At 65.0% G+C, this 19,372-nt stretch carries 15 protein-coding genes; 5 read left to right on the top strand and 10 right to left on the bottom strand.

What is annotated here, in order from left to right:
- Positions 1-143 precede the first annotated feature (143 nt).
- Positions 144-5,045, top strand: a complete 4,902-nt coding sequence (locus tag ACQKPZ_RS15095) for an alpha-2-macroglobulin family protein (RefSeq protein ID WP_427539366.1) — start codon at positions 144-146, stop codon at positions 5,043-5,045.
- 159 nt (positions 5,046-5,204) lie between these two features.
- Here the strand turns inward: ACQKPZ_RS15095 and ACQKPZ_RS15090 are convergent, their stop codons facing one another.
- Positions 5,205-5,498, bottom strand: a complete 294-nt coding sequence (locus tag ACQKPZ_RS15090; protein ID WP_012270337.1) for a hypothetical protein — start codon at positions 5,496-5,498, stop codon at positions 5,205-5,207.
- Between the two features lie 77 nt (positions 5,499-5,575).
- Here ACQKPZ_RS15090 and pbpC point away from each other — a divergent pair, with 77 nt between their 5' ends.
- Both pbpC and ACQKPZ_RS15080 read left to right on the top strand, forming a co-directional pair.
- The gene (pbpC, locus tag ACQKPZ_RS15085; RefSeq protein WP_427539363.1) at positions 5,576-7,918 is read left to right on the top strand and encodes a peptidoglycan glycosyltransferase PbpC; all 2,343 of its coding nucleotides are present in this window, start codon (positions 5,576-5,578) and stop codon (positions 7,916-7,918) included.
- Positions 7,919-8,010: 92 nt separating this feature from the next.
- A complete protein-coding gene (locus ACQKPZ_RS15080; RefSeq protein WP_427539360.1) occupies positions 8,011-9,666 on the top strand; it encodes a ShlB/FhaC/HecB family hemolysin secretion/activation protein in 1,656 nt (551 codons plus the stop codon).
- 120 nt (positions 9,667-9,786) lie between these two features.
- Here the strand turns inward: ACQKPZ_RS15080 and ACQKPZ_RS15075 are convergent, their stop codons facing one another.
- From ACQKPZ_RS15075 to ACQKPZ_RS15040, 8 genes are all read right to left on the bottom strand, one after another.
- Positions 9,787-10,560, bottom strand: a complete 774-nt coding sequence (locus ACQKPZ_RS15075) for a response regulator (protein ID WP_427539357.1) — start codon at positions 10,558-10,560, stop codon at positions 9,787-9,789.
- 119 nt (positions 10,561-10,679) lie between these two features.
- The gene (locus tag ACQKPZ_RS15070) at positions 10,680-11,150 is read right to left on the bottom strand and encodes an A24 family peptidase (RefSeq protein ID WP_391130874.1); all 471 of its coding nucleotides are present in this window, start codon (positions 11,148-11,150) and stop codon (positions 10,680-10,682) included.
- A gap of 269 nt (positions 11,151-11,419) precedes the next feature.
- A complete protein-coding gene (locus tag ACQKPZ_RS15065; protein WP_391130871.1) occupies positions 11,420-11,989 on the bottom strand; it encodes a DUF4136 domain-containing protein in 570 nt (189 codons plus the stop codon).
- Positions 11,990-12,008: 19 nt separating this feature from the next.
- Entirely contained in the window at positions 12,009-12,644 is a 636-nt protein-coding gene (locus tag ACQKPZ_RS15060; RefSeq protein ID WP_427539354.1) for a DUF4136 domain-containing protein, read from the bottom strand.
- Positions 12,645-12,666: 22 nt separating this feature from the next.
- On the bottom strand, positions 12,667-13,416 hold the full coding sequence (locus ACQKPZ_RS15055) for a methyltransferase (protein ID WP_427539351.1): 750 nt from the start codon (positions 13,414-13,416) through the stop codon (positions 12,667-12,669).
- Positions 13,413-13,718 carry a MazG-like family protein gene (locus ACQKPZ_RS15050; protein WP_427539348.1) on the bottom strand — a complete coding sequence of 102 codons (306 nt, stop codon included), beginning with the start codon at positions 13,716-13,718 and terminating at the stop codon, positions 13,413-13,415. The genes ACQKPZ_RS15055 and ACQKPZ_RS15050 overlap by 4 nt, the downstream gene beginning before the upstream one ends.
- A gap of 192 nt (positions 13,719-13,910) precedes the next feature.
- Positions 13,911-14,762 carry a MaoC family dehydratase gene (locus ACQKPZ_RS15045; RefSeq protein WP_427539345.1) on the bottom strand — a complete coding sequence of 284 codons (852 nt, stop codon included), beginning with the start codon at positions 14,760-14,762 and terminating at the stop codon, positions 13,911-13,913.
- A gap of 2 nt (positions 14,763-14,764) precedes the next feature.
- Positions 14,765-16,117, bottom strand: a complete 1,353-nt coding sequence (locus tag ACQKPZ_RS15040) for a 3-oxoacyl-ACP reductase (protein ID WP_427539342.1) — start codon at positions 16,115-16,117, stop codon at positions 14,765-14,767.
- A gap of 118 nt (positions 16,118-16,235) precedes the next feature.
- Between ACQKPZ_RS15040 and ACQKPZ_RS15035 the strand changes: the two genes are divergently transcribed.
- Both ACQKPZ_RS15035 and ACQKPZ_RS15030 read left to right on the top strand, forming a co-directional pair.
- Positions 16,236-17,513 carry an acetyl-CoA C-acetyltransferase gene (locus ACQKPZ_RS15035; protein WP_427539339.1) on the top strand — a complete coding sequence of 426 codons (1,278 nt, stop codon included), beginning with the start codon at positions 16,236-16,238 and terminating at the stop codon, positions 17,511-17,513.
- A gap of 208 nt (positions 17,514-17,721) precedes the next feature.
- A complete protein-coding gene (locus tag ACQKPZ_RS15030) occupies positions 17,722-18,501 on the top strand; it encodes an AraC family transcriptional regulator (RefSeq protein ID WP_427539336.1) in 780 nt (259 codons plus the stop codon).
- Positions 18,502-18,566: 65 nt separating this feature from the next.
- Here ACQKPZ_RS15030 and ACQKPZ_RS15025 read toward each other — a convergent pair whose 3' ends face one another.
- The gene (locus ACQKPZ_RS15025) at positions 18,567-19,295 is read right to left on the bottom strand and encodes a methyl-accepting chemotaxis protein (RefSeq protein ID WP_400741417.1); all 729 of its coding nucleotides are present in this window, start codon (positions 19,293-19,295) and stop codon (positions 18,567-18,569) included.
- Positions 19,296-19,372 lie beyond the last annotated feature (77 nt).

The following is a 19,372-nucleotide window of genomic DNA, read 5'->3' as shown; positions in this document are numbered from 1 at the left end:
TGTGTCGCGAAAGGGGCGCAAAGCGCCCCCGGCTATTCTGAATGGCCACAGTGTAACGGCCAGGCAACCAAATCGCGCGAACATGGTCTCAGCCAGCTATAGTTGCTGCCCTCACGTACACGCTGCCAAAGAGTTCCTACTCCATGTTCAACAAAGGATTGTTGCTGGCCTGCGCGCTGGCCTTGCTCAGTGCCTGTGACTCTTCCACGCCGGAAAAACCGGTGCCGGCGGAGAAACCTGTTGCCACCGCGGCCGCTGAAGCTCCCGCGCCCAAGCGCGAGGACCCGGCCGTGCTTGCCAAGCGCTACGAGGGCCGCGAACTTACGGTACTGGACGTTTCGGAAGTGCAGCTCGACGGTGCGGCCACGCTGTCGATCAGCTTCTCTGCACCGCTGGATGCCAAACAGGACTTCGCCACCAAGGTGCACCTGGTCGACACCGTCAAAGGCAAGCTCGACGGCGCCTGGGAACTCTCCGACAACCAGATGGAGCTGCGCCTGCGCCACCTGGAGCCGCAGCGCAAGCTGGTGCTGACCGTTGACAAAGGCCTGCTGGCGGTCAACGGCAAGCAGCTCGACAGCGAGTCGATCACCCGCCTGGAAACCCGCGACATGCAGCCGACCATCGGCTTTGCCAGCCGCGGCTCGCTGCTGCCCACGCGCCTGGCCGAAGGCCTGCCGGTGATTGCCCTGAACGTCGACAAGGTCGATGTCGAGTTCTTCCGGGTGAAGCCGGAAATGCTCTCGACCTTCCTGGCCAGCTGGGGGCGCAACAGCAGCCTGTACTACTACCAGTCCAAGGAAACCCTGGACATGGCCGAGCTGGTCTATAGCGGCCGCTTCGACCTCAACCCCGCCCGCAACACGCGCGAGACCGTGCTGCTGCCCATTGCTGGCATCAAGCCGCTCCAGGACCCTGGCGTGTACCTGGCAGTGATGCGTGCCTCGGGCACCTACGATTACTCGCAGCCAGCGACCCTGTTCACCCTCAGTGACATTGGCGTGTCTGCGCACCGCTACCGTGACCGCCTCGACGTGTTTGCCCAGGCCCTGGAAGGCGGCAAGGCGATGAATGGCGTCAACCTGGAAATCCATGACGAGAAGGGCAAGTTGCTGGCCCAGGCCACCACCGACGGCAAAGGCCACGCCCAACTGCCGATCACGCCCAAGGCCGATACCCTGATCGCCACCCAAGGCGTGCACACCACCCTGCTGCGCCTGAACACCGCCGCGCTCGACCTCGCGGAGTTCGATATCACCGGGCCCCAGGCCAACCCGCTGCAATTCTTCATCTTCGGCCCGCGCGACCTGTACCGCCCGGGCGAAACCGTGCTGCTCAACGGCCTGCTGCGCGACCAGGACGGCAAACCCGTCAAAGCCCAGCCGGTGAGCGTGGAAGTGCGCCGCCCGGATGAGCAGGTCAGCCGCAAGTTCGTCTGGGAAGCCGATGGCAATGGCCTGTACCAGTACCAATTGCAGCTGGCCACCGAAGCCCCGACTGGCCGTTGGCAACTGCTGCTCGACCTGGGCGGCGGGCGCAAGCAGGTCTATGAATTCCTTGTCGAAGACTTCCTGCCCGAGCGCCTGGCGCTGGAGCTGAAGGGCAGCAGCACGCCGCTGTCACCCGATGAGGATGCGCGCATTCAGGTCAATGGCCGTTACCTTTATGGCGCCCCGGCTGCCGGAAATCGCCTGAGTGGCCAGGCCTATGTGCGCCCCCTGCGCGAGGCGGTGCCTGCGCTACCCGGCTATCAGTTCGGCTCGGTTACCGAAACCGAGTTGAACCAGGACCTGGAACTGGACGAGGTCACCCTCGATCAGGCGGGCAAGGCGGTGATCGATATCGAGAGCCACTGGGCTGAAGCCCGCTCCCCGCTGCAACTGACCGTGCAGGCCAGCTTGCAGGAGTCTGGCGGCCGGCCGATCACCCGGCGCCTGGAGCAGCCGATCTGGCCAGCCGAGCGCTTGCCGGGCCTGCGTGGCCTGTTTGATGGTGAGGAAACCGACAGTGACGGGCCGGTGGAATTCGAATTCCTGGTAGCCGACCGCGACGGCAACAAGCTGGCGGCCAACGACCTCAAGGTGCGGTTGATCCGCGAACGTCGCGATTACTACTGGAACTACTCGCAGAGCGACGGCTGGAGCTACGCCTACAACGAGAAGTTCCTGACCCAGAGCGAAGAGACGGTCAGCGTCAAGGCGGGTTCCACCGCCAAACTGAGCTTCCAGGTGGAGTGGGGCCCGTACCGCGTCGAGGTGGAAGACCCGCAGACCGGCCTGGTGTCCAGCGAGCGCTTCTGGGCCGGCTACCGTGCCCAGGACAACGCCGAAGGCGGCGCCGTGCGCCCGGACCAGGTCAAGCTCGCACTGGACAAACCGTCCTACGCCGACGGCGCTACCGCCAAGGTCACCGTCACTGCGCCTGCTGCAGGTAGCGGCTACTTGATGGTCGAGTCCAGCGACGGTCCGCTGTGGTGGCAGGAAATCGACGTGCCTGCCGAAGGCAAGACGTTCGATGTGCAACTGGACAAGGCCTGGGCCCGCCACGACCTGTACATCAGCGCGCTGGTGATCCGCCCGGGTGAACGCAAGGCCAACGCCACGCCCAAGCGTTCGGTCGGCGTGCTGCACCTGCCGCTGGACCGCGCTGAGCGCAAGTTGGCAGTGAGCCTGCAGGCACCGGACAAGATGCGCCCGAAACAGCCGCTGACCGTGAAGGTGAAGGCCGCCAACGCTGATGGCAGCGTGCCGAAGCAAGTGCATGTGCTGTTGTCGGCAGTTGACGTTGGCATCCTCAACATCACCGATTTCAAAACCCCCGACCCGTTCGCCAGCCTGTTCGGTCGCAAGGCCTACGGCGCCGACCAGCTGGACATCTATGGCCAACTGATCGAAGCCGGGCAGGGCCGCCTGGCCAGCCTGGCGTTTGGTGGTGACGCGGCCCTGGCCAAGGGGGGCAAGCGCCCCAATACCACGGTGACCATCGTCGCCCAGCAGAGCCTGCCGGTAACCCTGGACGACAAGGGTGAGGGCGAAGCTACGGTCGAGATCCCGGACTTCAACGGCGAGCTGCGGCTGATGGCCCAGGCCTGGACCGAAGAACACTTCGGCATGGCCGAAGGCAAGACCGTGGTTGCCGCACCGCTGATTGCCGAACTGTCGGCGCCGCGCTTCCTGGCCGGCGGCGACCGCACCAGCCTGGCGCTGGACCTGGCCAACCTGTCGGGCCGCGCTCAGCAACTGAACGTTGAAATTACCACCCAAGGGCAACTGAGCCTTGCGGCCAGTGCCGTGCAGAGTGTGGCCCTGGCCGAAGGCCAGCGCTCGACGCTGATGATCCCGGTGCAGGCCCAGGGCGGCTTGGGGCAAGGCAAGGTGCATGTGCGGGTCACGGGCCTGCAACTGCCAGACGAGCCGACCACCGCGTTCGAGCGGGAGTGGACGTTGGGCGTGCGCCCTGCCTACCCGGCGATGCTCAAGCACTACCGCGTGGCCCTGAAAGACCAGCCATGGACACTGCCCGAAGCAGACCTGGCGGCATTCGAGCCTGCGGGGCTGGAAGCCAGCCTGGCCTTGTCGAGCCGGCCACCGCTGAACCTGGCCGAGCAGATTCGCGCCCTGCAAGCCTACCCCTACGGGTGCCTTGAGCAGACCACCAGCGGTCTGTACCCCTCGCTGTACGCCGATGCCGACAGCCTCAAGCGCCTGGGTATCAAGGGCGAACCGGCAGACGTGCGCAAGCGCAAGATAGAGATGGGCATCGAGCACCTGCTAGGCATGCAGCGCTACAACGGCAGCTTTGGCCTGTGGAGCTCGGACAGTGAAGAAGAGTACTGGCTGACCGCCTATGTCACCGACTTCCTGCAGCGTGCCCGAGACCAGGGTTATGGCGTACCGGCCGAAGCGCTGAAGAAGGCCAGTGAGCGCCTGCTGCGCTACCTGCAGGAGCGCAACCTGATCGAAGTGGATTACAGCGAAAACGCCGACCACACCCGCTTTGCCGTGCAGGCCTACGCGGCGCTGGTGCTGTCGCGCAGCCAGCAGGCGCCATTGGGTGCCTTGCGTGGGCTGTTCGAGCGCCGCGCCGATGCTCGCTCTGGCCTGCCGTTGGTGCAACTGGCGGTGGCGCTGGACAAGATGGGCGACAAGCCGCGTGCCGATCAGGCCTTGCAGGCCGGCCTGGGCATCAGCCGTGGCAAAGGCTGGATGGCTGACTACGGCAGCGCCCTGCGTGACCAGGCGCTGATCCTGGCACTGTTGCAGGAAAGCAACCTGGCCAGCAGCCAGGTCGACCAGCGTCTGTTCGCCTTGTCGGACGAACTGGCAGCCAACCGCTGGCTGTCGACTCAGGAGCGCAACGCGCTGTTCCTAGCCGGCCGTGGGCTGCTGGGCAAGCCGGAAGGCAAGTGGCAGGCACGCCTGGACAGTGCTGGCGAGGTGCGCGAGTTCAACAATGCCGAGGCCGGCATGAAGCTGGAAGGGCCGCTACTGGCCTCGCCGCTGAGTGTGCAGAACGAAGGCAGCGACACGCTGTACCAGCAGCTGACCTTGTCCGGTTACCCTCGCCAGGCACCTGCTGCCGGCGGCAACGGCATGCAGATTCGCCGAGAATACCTGGGCATGAACGGCCAGCCGCTGGATGTGCACAACCTGCGCAGTGGCGACCTGGTGCTGGTGCACCTGGCGCTCAAGGCCGAAGACCGCGTGCCGGATGCGTTGGTGGTGGACTTGCTGCCGGCAGGCCTGGAGCTGGAAAACCAGAACCTGGCGCAGAGTGCTGCCAGCCTGGACAACGCCAGCAGTGCGGTGAAGGAATGGCGCGAGTCGATGCAGAACGCCAGCGTGGTGCATCAGGAGTACCGTGATGACCGTTATGTTGCTGCGCTCAAGCTCGACGGCTACGGCACCACGCACCTGTTGTACCTGGCACGGGCAGTGACCCCGGGCACCTACCGCGTGCCGCCGCCGCAGGTCGAGTCGATGTACCGGCCGAACCTGCAGGCCGTGGGGGATGGGCAAGGGGAGATGACCGTAAAAGCCCGCTAAAGCGGCGCGGTCTGATGTAGGAGCGGCCTTGTGTCGCGATCGGGCCGCAAAGCGGCCCCAGGTTCTCAGCGCCGCCGCTTGAATTGCTGGGGCCGCTTTGCGGCCCGATCGCGACACAAGGCCGCTCCTACACCAGACCGCGCAAGGCTGCTGCAAAATTCAGTGAATCACCCAGCTCATCACCCACAACCCCAGCACCAGCCAGATGATCCCGAGGATGATCGAGGCGCGCATGAACGCGCGGATGGCCGAGTACAGCAGCATCAGGCCGATGATCAGGGCCAGGATGCTGAGCAGCGAGGTGTCCATGCCCAAGGTGCGCGCCAGGCCGTCGATGAAATTGCCGCCGGCATTGGCCAGCAGGTTGAACAACCCGCTCAATGCGTCGACGATGAAGCGGATCAACGACCCCAGTGCCTGGCCCAGCCACTCGAAAAAACCTTCTACATGCATAGTTGCTTCCTGATGAACGATTCGGCGAGGTTGCCGTTCCCAAGCCTTTGGCCATCACCTGGCCAGGTCGGTTCCCGATGCCAAGCTTAGCGCGTGCTGGCAGGCTATTGCGCGCCACGCTGATTGGCCTGCTGGTGTTGTGCGGCCTGCTGTGGCTTGCCGACCGCCTGTGGCCGTTGCCCCTGCCGGGCGACGATCTGGCCCGGGTCGTGCTGGCCGAAGACGGCACGCCCTTGTGGCGCTTTGCCGATGCCGAGGGTGTGTGGCGCTACCCGGTCAGCCCGGACGAAGTGTCGCCGTTGTACCTGCAAGCCTTGCTGACCTACGAGGACCGCTGGTTCTACCACCACCCAGGGGTCAACCCGTTAGCCCTGGCCCGCGCGGCCTGGCTGAACCTGCGGGGTGGGCGCGTGGTGTCGGGTGGCAGCACGTTGTCGATGCAAGTGGCACGGCTGCTCGATCCACACGACCGCACCTTGCCTGGCAAATTGCGCCAGTTGTGGCGGACGGCGCAGCTGGAATGGCATTTGTCCAAGCGCGAAATCCTGCAAATCTACCTGGACCGCGCGCCCTTCGGCGGCACCTTGCAAGGTGTGGCGGCAGCCAGCTGGGCGTACCTGGGCAAGTCGCCCCTGCACCTGACCCCGGCCGAAGCCGCGCTGCTGGCGGTGCTGCCACAGGCCCCCAGCCGGCTGCGCCCGGATCGCCACCCCGAGCGTGCCCAGCGTGCCCGCGACAAGGTGCTGCTACGCCTGGCCGAATACCAGGTGTGGCCTGCCCAGCAAATCCGTGAGGCTGCCGAGGAGCCGCTGGTGCTGGCGCCTCGTCAGGAGCCCGCCCTTGCGCCCTTGCTGGCGCGCCGGCTGAACAGTGCCGACAGCCCACCGCTGATCCGTACCACGCTGGATGCTGCCCTGCAGCGGCGCCTGGAAGACTTGTTGCTGGGCTGGCGTGCGCGGCTGCCGGAGCGCACGTCGGCTGCCATCCTGGTGGTCGAGGCGCAGACCATGGCGGTGCGTGCCTACCTCGGCTCGATCGATCTGGCCGATGAACGCCGCTTCGGGCATGTCGACATGGTGCGCTCGCTACGTTCGCCGGGCTCCACCCTCAAGCCGTTCCTCTACGGCATGGCGCTGGACGATGGCCTGATCCATTCCGAATCGTTGCTGCAGGATGTGCCGCGGCGCTATGGCGATTACCGCCCCGGTAACTTCTCCATGGGTTTCAGTGGGCCGGTGTCGGCCAGCTCTGCGCTGGCCCTGTCACTCAACCTGCCAGCCGTGCAACTGCTCGAGGCCTATGGCCCGAAACGCTTTGCGGCGCAACTGCGCATGGCGGGCATACCATTGGTCTTGCCGCCTTTGGCCGAGCCCAACCTGTCGTTGATCCTTGGCGGCGCCGGTAGCCGTCTGGAAGATCTGGTGGGTGGCTACGCGGCGTTGGCGCGGGGTGGCAACAGTGCGCAGGTGCGCTTGCAACCGCAGGACCCGCTGGTCGAACATCGTCTACTGTCGCCGGGCGCAGCGTGGATCATCCGGCGCATTCTCAGTGGCCAGGCGCGCCCCGACCGCGACCCGCATGCAGAGCTGGTGCAACGACCGCAACTGGCCTGGAAGACCGGCACCAGCTATGGCTTTCGCGATGCCTGGTCGATTGGCGTGGGCCCGCGCTACCTGATTGGCGTGTGGATCGGCCGCCCCGATGGCACACCGGTACCCGGCCAGTTCGGCCTGGCCTCGGCGGCACCTTTGATGTTGCAGGTACACGACCTGCTGAGCAACCGTGATAGCCAGCGCGGCATCAGCGTACCGGTGGCGCGTGTGCCGGCAAATGTGGGAGTGGCAGCGATCTGCTGGCCGCTGGGCCAGCCGATGAGCAAGCAGGACCCCAACTGCCGGCGTCAGCGTTTCGCCTGGACCCTGGATGGCACTACGCCGCCAACCCTGCAAGCCGCCGACCAGCCGCTGGGCCTTGGTCTGCGCGAACGTGTGTGGGTCAACGAGCAGGGGCTGCGTGTGGATGGCAGTTGCCCAGGCGCCAGAACCCGCGACATCGCGTTATGGCCGGCCCCGCTGGAACCTTGGCTGCCCCGCGTGGAGCAGCGTTCCGCGCGCCTGCCGGCGATTGACCCGTCTTGCCCACCGCAGGTGCCCGCCAGCGCGCCGCCGCTGTCGATTGTTGGCGTACGCCCTGGCGACAACCTGCGCCGCCCGGCTACCAGCAGCGAACCGTTGCAGCTCTATGTGTCGGCCTTGGGCGGTGGCGGGCGGCGCTGGTGGTTCCTCAATGGCCAGCCTTTGGGCGAAACCCAAGGGCAGGGCAGCCTGCTGGTGCGGTTGCCGCTGGCCGGGCAAGCCGAACTCAGTGCGCTGGATGAAAGCGGCGAGACGGCGCGGGTGGCGTTCCAGGTCAGCGAGTAGGCGTTCGACGGCAGCGGGGCCAGCACCTACGCTTGCACGTAACGGGAGTGACCGGCTGGCGCCCCGCAAACCAAGGGAACATGGAGCGCCCTATGCGTCTTCTGGCCGTGCCCCTGTTATTGCTGCCTTGGGCGCTTGTGGCCCGAGCCGAGCTGTTGCCGGGTTTTCTCGACAGCCATGAGTACGAACGGCGCCTGCCCGAGGCCAACCTGCCGATCAACCACTACCGCCCCGTCAGCCCCAGCCTGACGCGGGTGGGGCCGGATGGCAGCAGCCTCGACTGGGCGCCTGCGGACACCCCCATGGTCGTGCATAAAGTGCGCTTCGAGGGCGGCACGGTGTTTCCCCTGAGTGACCTGCGCGAGCATTATCAGCCACTGATCGGGCGCAAGACCACGCTGGGCGAGTTGCAGCAGTACACCCAGCGCCTGACCCAGCGCTACCGGCAGGAAGGTTACCTGCTGTCCTACGCCTACCTGCCACCTCAGGATGTGGCCGAGGGCCGGGTCAACGTGGTGCTGGTCGAAGGCTACATCCGGGATTATCGTGTGGAGGGCGATATCGGCCCGGCCAGCGACTACCTGCATCAGTTGCTGGCGCGGGTGCAAGCCGAGCGTCCGCTGACCCGCGAAACGCTGGAGCGCTACCTGGGGCTCGCCGAACGCCTGCCAGGCGTGTCGACAGAGGCTGAGCTGGCGATGGCGCAAACCGCTGACGGTGCAGCCCACCTGACCTTGCATGCGCGGCGCAAGCCGTTCAGCGCCGCTGTTACCGTGGCGGACTCCAACCGTGACGATGCGCAGGCGCTGCTGACGGCCACCAGCAACGCCCAGACCCGCTTTGCCGAACAGTTCAAGGCCAGCCTGTTGCTGCCCCCGGGTGATGACCAGGTGCATTACCTGCGGCTGGACTACAGCCAGCACCTGGACGCTGCCGGCAGCCAACTGCTGCTGTCGGCTTCGCGCTACCGCAGTGAGCCAGGCACGCGCATTCGCCTGGACGATGGCCGCGATATCACCCGTGAGCGCGATAGCGAGCGCTATGCGGTGGGCTTGCTTCAGCCGGTGATTGTCAGGCCGGATGAATGGCTGGCCGTGCAAGGGCATCTGTATGCAGTCAGTGAACACGTCGAACAGAGGCAGCCTTCGTCAGCGGACTACGACACCACTGTGCGTGCACTGTCATTTGAAGGCGACTGGCGCAAAGCGCAGGCTGGGCGCCTGCGCATTGTCAGTGCCGGGGTCTATCAAGGGCTGGATTACCTGGGCGCACGCAGCGATGCCGACTACGACATGGACTTTCTGCGGTTCAGGTTGTCGGGGCTGCAAAGTGACCTGCTGTCAGCGCGTTTGCAGGGCGTGGTGTCGGGCGCGCTGTACTGGAGTGATGACCGGCTACCCGACAGCGAACGGGTGGGTTTTGGCGGGCAGAGCTATGGGCGTGGTTATCCGCGGGACCAAGCGGATGGGGACAAGGGGTGGGGAGTGGCTTATGAGTTGAACTACAGCCTGCGAGGCTATGGGCTGGCGCTGGTGCAGCCCTATGCGGCAGTGGATATGGCACAGGCCTGGCACAACCGGGGTCCGGTGAACGATGCCCATCTGTCTTCGGTGGCACTGGGTGTGCGGTTGGGGGATGAGCGCTTGTTCAACGTTGGACTGGAGGTGGCGAAGCCTTTGGCGGATGTGGCGTTGGATAGCCTGGACCGTGGCCCCCGGCTGACCCTGAGTGTGGGTTTTCAACTGTAGGGGGCGTTTGCGCCCCTTTCGCGACGCAAGGCCGCTCCTATAGGCTACGCGGTCCCTTGTAGGAGCGGCCTTGTGTCGCGATGGGCTGCACAGCAGCCCCAAGATCTCGAAGTCACCCCCTCAATGGGTAGTAAACCTCAGATGCACCGGCGACGAGCTGGGCGTCAGCGCCAATGCCAGCTGGGTACGGTTGTGCATGTGGGTCAAACGCAACACCTGCGACACATACAATTTGACCGTATTTTCGGTAATGCCCAGTTCACAGGCAATCTGGTAATTGGTCTTGCCCTTGCTCACCAGTCGCGCCACTTCCAGCTGCCGTGGCGACAGCTTCTCGAACGCCGCGGGTAGCTCGCTCTCGCCCTCTTCCACATCGGTAGCGCGTCGGTGAGTACCTTGACCGCGGGCTTTTTCCAGGTCCTGGTACAGTTCGTCCACCGACTCGGCCAGCTCCTGCAAGCGCTGGTTCAGCCCGCCCAGGTCGCGGAAGTTGCGCTGGCGCTCCTGCAGGGCTTCTTCCTGACGGCGCACGCCCTCCAGCAGTTCTTCGAGGTTCATGGGCTTCTGGTAGTAATCGGCAAAGCCCTCACGCAGGGCGCGGATCACATCCTGCTTGTCTGCACGGCCCGTCAGCATGATGGCTTCGAACATGCGTTGCCCAGGGACTTCCTTCAGTGCCCGGACCAGCTCGATACCATCGCGTTCGGGCATGTGCAGGTCGCAGATGATCAGGCCAATGGCCTCGTCGGCCAGGTAGCGCTCAATGGCTTCGTCGGTGGAGTGGGCCGGCAGGGCGTGGTAACCCTGGGACTCGAGAAATTCACACAGTTGCTCGACGATGACTGCTTGGTCATCGACTACCAAAATCTTCACTTCACTGAACGGTATGGACACGATCAACTCCCTGTTCGTATGCGGCCCTGCTCCCGGGCCAGACGCTCTGGCAGCTTAAAAATAGTCCTACTTTGCGATTATGTACAAGGCGTGTACAAGCTATCGGACCACAGGAGTGACTATTGGATCCATACCGCAGTTAGAAGAAAACCTGATAACACGTAGGGTACGAATGCCTGTTTGTCCCCCATTTCTTCGGTCAGGGCCTGCAAGCGCTTCTTCACTTTAGGGTTGAGCAGGGTCCACAGGCGCCGGCGGGTAAGGAGCCACACCAGCACGCTGACGCCGGCGCCGATGAAGGTGCCGAGCACGTATTGCGGGCTGGTGGCCAGGGCCAGGGCGCCCATCAGCTTGACATCGTCGGCACCGAAACGGCCAAGCATGTAGCCAGGCAACGTGAGCAGCATGACGATGGCCAGTGCCCAGCCAGCATCGCTGGCATCGGCCCCGATCCAGCTGTGGCCGGTGGCGAACAGCCAGACCAGCGCGCCAGTTGCCACGCCCAAGGTCAGCAGGTTGGATATCTGGCGTTGACGCACATCCTGTTCGGAGCACAAGGCAAGCCACAGCAGGAGAACAATGCTTTGCATTGGCAGGTCGCCTTTCCCAAATGTTGAACACATCTACCCGGTCAGTCAGGTTTCCTTAAGTGAAGATAGACGGGAACCGGCGGACGAGTGGTCGGGAAGGGGAAAAAGGCGTAGTCGAAATCGATTTTGTCGTTCCTGACACCATTCATGTGGGAGCGGGCGTGCCCGCGAACACGGGCGAAGCCCGTGCCATCCACCGCGGCGTCTGCTTCGCGGGCAAGCCCGCTCCCACAGGGGACCGCGGCGCGTAGCGATATCAAGTTTAAGCTTTACTTCTTGCTACCCGGCGGGTAGTTGGCCAGCACCTTGGTCACGGTGTTGTGAATGGCGCTGTTGCGTTCTTCCGGGCTTGGCGGGTAGTTGTTCATGATTTGCTCGGCACTGCCGCGCCATACCAGCTTGCCATCACGCCCGTCGAACATGTCCACCTGAATGGTGGCGACCTTGTAGTCGACACTGCGGGTTTCGTTGTACATCGGCCCACCCCAGTAACCGCCCCAATAGCCCCCCCAACCACCGCCGTAGTTGGTGGTGATCTGTTGCTGGCGCTGCTCGACGATCAGGTACGCGCGCACGCCCAGGTCAGGCCGCGCGCCAGGCTGCACAGGGCGCAGGCCGCGTTGGTCGAGCTGGTCCGCGACCGCCTGGCGGATGCGCTGTTCGGTGAGGTCGCTTTTTATGCGTGGGTCGTCCGGGCGGTACTGCAGGCCCGGCTCTTGCCACGCCCAACTGCGGTAGGCAGCAAAATCGCGGCTGGCATCGAAATCCTGCTGGACGTTATTGCTGGAGCAGGCGGCGAGCAATAACGCGAATGACAGTAAAACGAGACGGCGCAACATGATGGTTCTCCGTTAAGCGTTAACTGGGAGGATAGCCGCTCAGCGCCTTGTGCACAGAATCGCGCAAGGCGCTTTCGCGTTCACGCGGCGAGTCCTTGTCGCTGCCGCTTTCGGCGCTGGCGCTCCACACCGGCTGGCCGCTGCGGGCGTCGTACAGGTCGATGCGCACCACCATCACCTCCACCTCATAGGTGCGCACGATGGGCACGCTGGCGTAACCCCCGTAGCCATGGCGATAACCGCCATAGCCGACGCCGCCGTAGGGGTAAGGGCCGTAGTAGGGGTCGTAGCTGTCGTAGTCACGCACCTGGCGCAAGCGCTTTTCCAGGCGCATGTCGGCGCTTACCAGCAGGTCGCCGGATGCCCCTCGGGCAGGGCGCAGGCCATGCTGGTCGAGTGCGCCGCTGACGGCATCGGCCAGTTGCGCCGGGTCGGCATTGGCCGAGCCGCTGGGCAGTTGGCCGTTACGCCAGCTCCAGCTGCGGTAGTGCCCGTAATCCCGGGCGGGTGCCGGGTAGGCACTGCTGTCGAAGGTGTTGGCCGCCTGGGCGGGGGCCGGCGGCAACGGGCGGCTGCTGGCTACATAGGGGTTGCTGCCCTGGCAGCCAGCCAAGGCAAGCGGCAGCAGGGCCAGGCACAACAGACGGTACGGCATGTATTCCTCCCGGCGGGGCGGGTTAGCGGGGGCGGCACACCCAGTGCAGGTAGCGGCCAAGCCCGGCGAAGCTTGGGTGACGGCGGTAGGCCAGTTCCATTTCCAGCAGGTCGAGCAGCTCGGCCTTGCCCTGGAACTCTTTGGGCATGTAGTCGTGGAACACCCGCACACCGCTCTCGCTTTCAACCTGCCATATAGGGTCAAGGTGCGCCTTGAGTTCGCGTGGATCAAGCGGTTTCTGTGGGGTCAGGCTCTGTTTTTCACCTTCCAGCCGGTTGCTGCGCAACTTGCGGAAATGGCCCTTGAGCAGGTTGCGATAGACCAGTGCGTCGCGGTTGTAGAAGGCCAGTGACAGCCACCCGCCGGGCGCTGTGAGCTGGTGCAGCACGGGCAGGATGCTTTCGGGCTCTGCCAGCCATTCGAGCACGGCGTGGCACAGCACCAGGTCGTAGGGTTCGGTGAGCTGGCCAAGCAGGTCTTGCCAGGGGGCCTGGATGAACGTGGCGGCCTGGCCGGCCTCGGCGAAACGTGCCCGGGCGCCATCAAGCATGGGGGCGGCGGGCTCGGCCAGGGTCAGGTGATGGCCACGCTGGGCCAGCCACAATGCCATGTGGCCCAACCCGGCACCGATATCGAGGATGCGCAGGGGGCGGTCGGGCAATGCCTCGGCCAGGTCGGCCTGTAGCACGGCCAGGCGGATCGCCCCTTTGGCGCCGCCGTAGATCTTCTCTGCAAAGCGGGTGGCCAGTTCATCGAAGTGACGGTCGTTCATCGGGCGAAGCGCCTCTCGCTGTCGGCCAGCTTGGCCCGCACCACCTGGTCCATGTCCAGGCCCAGCTCGCTGCACAGCAGCAACAGGTAAAGCACTACATCACCGACTTCCTGGCCTGCGTGGGCCAGTTTGTCGTCAGGCAGCTGGCGCGATTCGTCTTCGCTCAGCCATTGGAAAATTTCCACCAGCTCGGCCATTTCGACGCTGGCGGCCATGGCCAGGTTCTTCGGGCTGTGGAAGCCGCGCCAGTCGTTGTTGTCGCGGATCTGGTGCAGGCGTTGGGTGAGTTCTTGCAGGTTCATCGGGGGTCTCCTAATGCTGCATAGCTTCTGCCCAGGCCCGATGCAAAGCAAGCGCATAACACTAGGGCTTCCACGGGCCCTGTAGGAGCGGCCTTGTGTCGCGATCGGGGCGCGCAGCGGCCCCCGGGTTTCAGCGTCGCCGCTGAAATTGCTGGGGCCGCTTTGCGGCCCGATCGCGACACAAGGCCGCTCCTACAGGGGACCCCACTCTCCTGACATATGCAGTATGTCACCGTGCCCATCGAGCCGCAGCGCCCCGGCAGGCCCCGTCTCACTGGCACTGAGCACCACCTCCGACGGCAATCGCACCGGTTTGCGGAAGTCCACTTCAAAGGCATAGCCGCTGTGCGGCAGGTGCCCACGCAGTGCCGCCAGCGCCATGGCCTTGCTCCACATGCCGTGGGCAATGGCCGTGGGGAAGCCGAACAGCCGCGCACTGGCGGCACTCAGGTGAATAGGGTTGTAGTCCCCGCACACCTTGGCATAACGCCGGCCGATGTCACTGTCGGCGTACCAGCGGGTGGCCTCCTGCAACGGCGCAGGCTCACCGTCGGCCGGCGCTGCTGCTTCGCCTTCCAGCTTCAGCCCGCGCACCAGCATGCGGCTGGTTTCACGCCAGAGCAGGCCGATGCCATCCTCGGCTTCGGTGACCAGGTCGAAGGTGCCGCCCTTGGCATGGGGTTGCAGGTTGTGTGCATACACCGAGAAACGCAGCCCTTCGATACCGCCAAGCGGGCGCAGAACTTCGATGCGGTTGTACAGATGCACCAGGCCCAGCAGCGGAAACGGGAAGCCCGGGGCGGTCATCAACTGCAACTGCAACGTGAACGCCATGACATGGGGGTAAGTGCCCGGCAGGCGGCCATCGTCGGGAAAGTGGCAGAGCTTGCGATAGGCGCTCAGGTTGCCCGGCTGGACCCGGATGAAGCAGCGCAGGCCATCGTCCGGCAGGCGGTCACCGCTGATCGCGCGCTTGCTGGCTGCACGCAGGTACAGGCTGGCGCGCGAAGCCGGGCTGTGCAGGTCGTGCCAGTGTCGGCTCATGCTCAGGCCCCCATCAATGCTTGGCCGCACACCCGCAGCACCTGGCCGTTCACCGCGCCGGAGCCAGGTTGACTGAGCCAGGCGATGGCTTCGGCGACGTCCTGTGGGCGCCCTCCCTGGCCCAGCGAGCTCAGGCGCCGCCCGGCCTCGCGCAGGCCCATGGGCATGGCGGCTGTCATGTGAGTTTCGATAAAGCCGGGGGCCACTGCGTTGATGCTGCCACCGCGCTCGGCGAGGCGGGGTGCCCAGGCCTGGGCCAGGCCGATCAGCCCAGCCTTGCTTGCGGCATAGTTGGCCTGACCACGGTTGCCGGCGATGCCACTGACCGAGGCCAGCAGGGTGATGCGTGCGTTTTCGCCCAGTGCGCCGTTGTCATACAGCGCCTGGGTCAGTACTTGCGGCGCCTTGAGGTTGACCGCCATGACCGCGTCCCAGTATTCCGGGGTCATGTTGGCCAAGGTCTTGTCGCGGGTAATGCCGGCGTTGTGCACCACGATGTCGATGCCGTCGGGCAGGGCCGCGAGCAGTTGCGTTGCCGCGTCGCTGGCGCAGATATCCAGTGGCAATGCCTTGCCACCCAGGCGTGCCGCAAGGGCGTCGAGGTCCTGGCTGGCTTGCGGTACATCGAGCAGCAGCACATCGGCGCCGTCCCGTGCCAGGGTTTCGGCAATGGCAGCGCCGATGCCCCGCGCTGCCCCGGTGATCAGTGCGCGGCGGCCGGCCAGCGGGCGGGTCCAGTCCTCCACCTGCTGGGTGCAGGCTTCCAGGCGCAGTACCTGGCCAGAGATGAACGCGCTTTTGGGCGAAAGGAAGAAGCGCAGGGCGCCCTCCAGCTGGTTTTCGGCACCGGGAGCCACATACAGCAGCTGGGCCGTTGCGCCATTGCGCAGCTCTTTGGCCAGCGAGCGGCTGAAGCCTTCAAGGGCCCGCTGGGCAACGCTGGCCAGCGGGTTTTCGAGGTTTTCCGGCGCACGGCCCAGCACCACCACGTGGGCACAGGGCGCCAGGCTACGCAGCAACGGCTGGAAAAATTCGCGCAACTGCTTCAGTGAATCACTGTCGGACAAATGACCGGCATCGAACACCACGGCCTGAATTTTCGGCCCCAGGCCGGCCACCCAGGCATCGGCCTGCAGGTTGTCGGCATTGAAGCTGTAAACCTCGTCGGTCAGGCGTGGGGCGATGGCTTCCACCTGGCTTGCCAGTGGCCCGCCACCCAGTACCAGTGCCCCCTCCACCGGGCGCAGGCGGCCGGCCTGCCAGCGCTCCAGTGGCGCCGGGCGTGGCAGGCCAAGGGCATCCACGAGGCGGCGGCCGAGGTTGGAGTTGGCAAAACCGAGGTAGCGATCGCTCATGAGTGGGTCTCCGCAAAGGCAAGCTTGAAAGTGTGGACCAACTTTGTGGCAAGGTCGTTCGAATGCGGTAAAAACACCTAGGCTGTACGGATCAAAATGTTTCAGGAGGAACAAGCACATGCGTTCACTTCGCCGGGTCGCGATCCTGGGCGGCAACCGCATCCCCTTTGCCCGCTCCAATGGCGCCTACGCCACGGCCAGCAACCAGGCGATGCTCACCGTCGCCCTCGAAGGGCTGATTGAACGCTACCGCCTGCATGGGCTGCGGCTGGGTGAGGTGGTAGCGGGTGCGGTGCTGAAGCACTCGCGGGACATGAACCTGACCCGCGAATGTGTGCTGGGTTCGCGCCTGTCGCCGCAGACGCCGGCCTACGACATTCAGCAAGCCTGTGGCACGGGGCTTGAGGCGGCGCTGCTGGTGGCCAACAAGATTGCCTTGGGGCAGATCGACAGCGGTATTGCCGGCGGGGTGGATACCACCTCCGATGCGCCGATTGCAGTCAACGAAGGCCTGCGGCACATCCTGCTGCAGGCCAGCCGAGGCAAAAGCCTGGGCGAGCGGCTCAAGCCTTTCCTCAAGCTGCGGCCTCACCACCTTAAACCCGAGCTGCCACGCAATGGCGAACCCCGCACGGGGTTGTCGATGGGCGAGCATTGCGAGCGCATGGCCCAGGCCTGGCGCATTGGTCGCGCAGAGCAGGACGAGCTGGCGCTGCTCAGCCACCAGAAGCTGGCCGCCGCGTATGCCGAGGGTTGGCACGATGACCTGCTGACACCGTTTCTGTCGCTGGCACGGGATAACAACCTGCGCCCGGACCTCACCCTTGAGCAGTTGGCCAGGCTAAAGCCCGCTTTCGACCGCAGTGGCCAAGGCACGCTGACTGCGGGTAATTCCACGCCGCTGACTGACGGGGCCTCAGTGGTATTGCTGGGTACTGAGCAATGGGCTGCGCAGCAGGGGCTTAAGGTGCTGGCTTACCTGGTCGATGGCGAAACCGCTGCCGTGGATTTCGTCACGGGTCGGGAAGGGCTGTTGATGGCGCCGGTGTATGCCGTGCCGCGCTTGCTGGCGCGCAACGGCCTGACGTTGCAGGACTTCGGCTACTACGAGATTCACGAAGCCTTCGCTGCCCAGGTGCTATGCACGCTCAGGGCCTGGGAAGATGCCGATTACTGTCGGGAGCGGTTGGGGCTGGAGGCGCCGCTTGGTGCGATTGACCGCAGCAAGCTGAATGTTAAAGGCAGCTCGCTGGCGGCCGGGCACCCGTTTGCGGCGACCGGGGGGCGGATATTGGCCAACCTGGCGAAGCTGTTGGCCACGGCGGGGAAGGGGCGTGGGTTGATTTCGATTTGTGCGGCGGGTGGGCAGGGGGTCACGGTCATTGTTGAGCGATGACCGGACTTCCTGTGGGAGCGGGCGCGCCCGCGAAACAGGCAACGCAGTGGATGGCACCGGCTTTGCCGGTGTTCGCGGGCAAGCCCGCTCCCACAGGGTTCGCGCAGGCTTTCAGATTTTGAATAAGAGTCTCCCACATCGGGACTGCGCCTGACTTGACTATAAGTGAGCTGTTAGGCTTGTCTGCTCAGAACTACAAGAAGCCGCCATGCCGATCATCGGACACCCCCGCGCCATTCCTGCGCTGGACTACCTGCCCAGGCCCCTCTATGCCCGTGCCGAAAGCCTTGGCGCGGGGTCGTGGACCACTCGCCACCAGCACGACTGGGTGCAGTTTTCCTACGCCATCAGTGGCGTACTTGGCATTTACACCCGTGACGGCAGCTACTTTGCTCCGCCCCAGTGGGGCGTGTGGATTCCTGCCGATGCCGAGCACGAAGTGGTGACATCGATGCAGGCCGAGATGCGCAGCCTGTACGTACGCCGCGATGCCTGCCCGTGGGCGCCGGCGCAGTGCCGGGTGCTGGAAGTGACGCCGCTGGCGCGCGAGCTGATCAAGCAGTTCTGCCTGTTCCCGGCGGATTACCCCGAGGGTGACAGCGCCGAGGCGCGCCTGGTGGCAGTGCTGCTTGACCAGTTGCGGACCTTGCCTGAAGTCGGGTTTTCGCTACCGTTGCCACGCCACCCAGGGTTACTGGCGCTGTGCAACGGCTTGATCGCCTCACCGGACCAGGCGCAGACGTTGCAGCAGTGGGCGCGGGAGCTGGGGTGTTCGGAGAAGACGCTGATGCGGCTGTTCCAGCGCGAGACCGGGTTGAGCTTTCGTAACTGGCGCCAGCGCATGCGGTTGCTGTCGTCGCTGGCGTTGCTGGAGGCGGGGGAGAGTGTGACCGAGGCGGCGCTGGGGTGTGGGTATGACTCCACCTCGGCTTACATTGCAGCGTTCAAGCAGTTGTTTGGGGCGACTCCGGGGGAGTTGAAGCTTTAGTGAACGGTTACCTGTGCCGGCCTCTTCGCGGGTTTATCCGCGAAGAGGCCGGAACAGGCAACACATCAGGTACGGAACCTGCGGACCAGCGCATCCAGCTCGTTGGACAGCCCTGCCAGGCTCTCGGAGTCCTGGCGGGCCGCCTGGGCCAGCTCGGCCACCAGTTGCGCGTCCCCGTGGATCTGGCTGATGTGCCGGTTGATGTCCTCGGCCACCTGGTGCTGTTCCTCGGCTGCCGTGGCGATCTGCGTGTTCATGTCGCGGATCACGTCCACCGACTCCCGGATCTGCCCGAAGCTGTCGCGGGCCAGGCCAATGCGGCTCACCGATTGCTGCGACACTTCCAGGCTGGCATGCATCTGCTCCGCCACTTCTGCCGTGCGGCTGGCCAGGTTGCCCAGCAGGCCGTCGATTTCTGCGGTGGAGTCGGCTGTGCGCTTGGCCAGTGCCCGCACTTCGTCTGCCACCACGGCAAAGCCGCGGCCCTGCTCACCCGCTCGGGCGGCTTCGATGGCGGCGTTCAGTGCCAGCAAGTTGGTTTGCTCGGCAATCGAGCGGATGGTGCCGAGGATCGACTGGATAGCGTTACTGTCGCGCTCCAGTTGCTGGATCGACTGCGCCGACTGTTCGATTTCCTGGCTCAGGCGATCGACGCTGTTTACCGCAGCATCGATCTGCTGCTGGCCTTCACGGGCCTGCTGCTGGCCGCTGTCGGCCGACTGCGCCGCCTGGCTGCATGAGCGAGCCACTTCGTTGGCGGTGGCGACCATTTCGTGGAAGGCAGTGGACACCATGTCCACGGCTTCGCGCTGGCGGCCTGCGGCCTCGGCCATATCGCTGGAGACACGGGTCGAACTGGTGGAGGTGCTGA

This window comes from Pseudomonas sp. NPDC089547 (assembly GCF_050280665.1).
Lineage (GTDB): Bacteria > Pseudomonadota > Gammaproteobacteria > Pseudomonadales > Pseudomonadaceae > Aquipseudomonas.
Note: the sequence above shows the minus strand (reverse complement) of the source record. Positions and strands in the feature narration are given on the sequence as shown.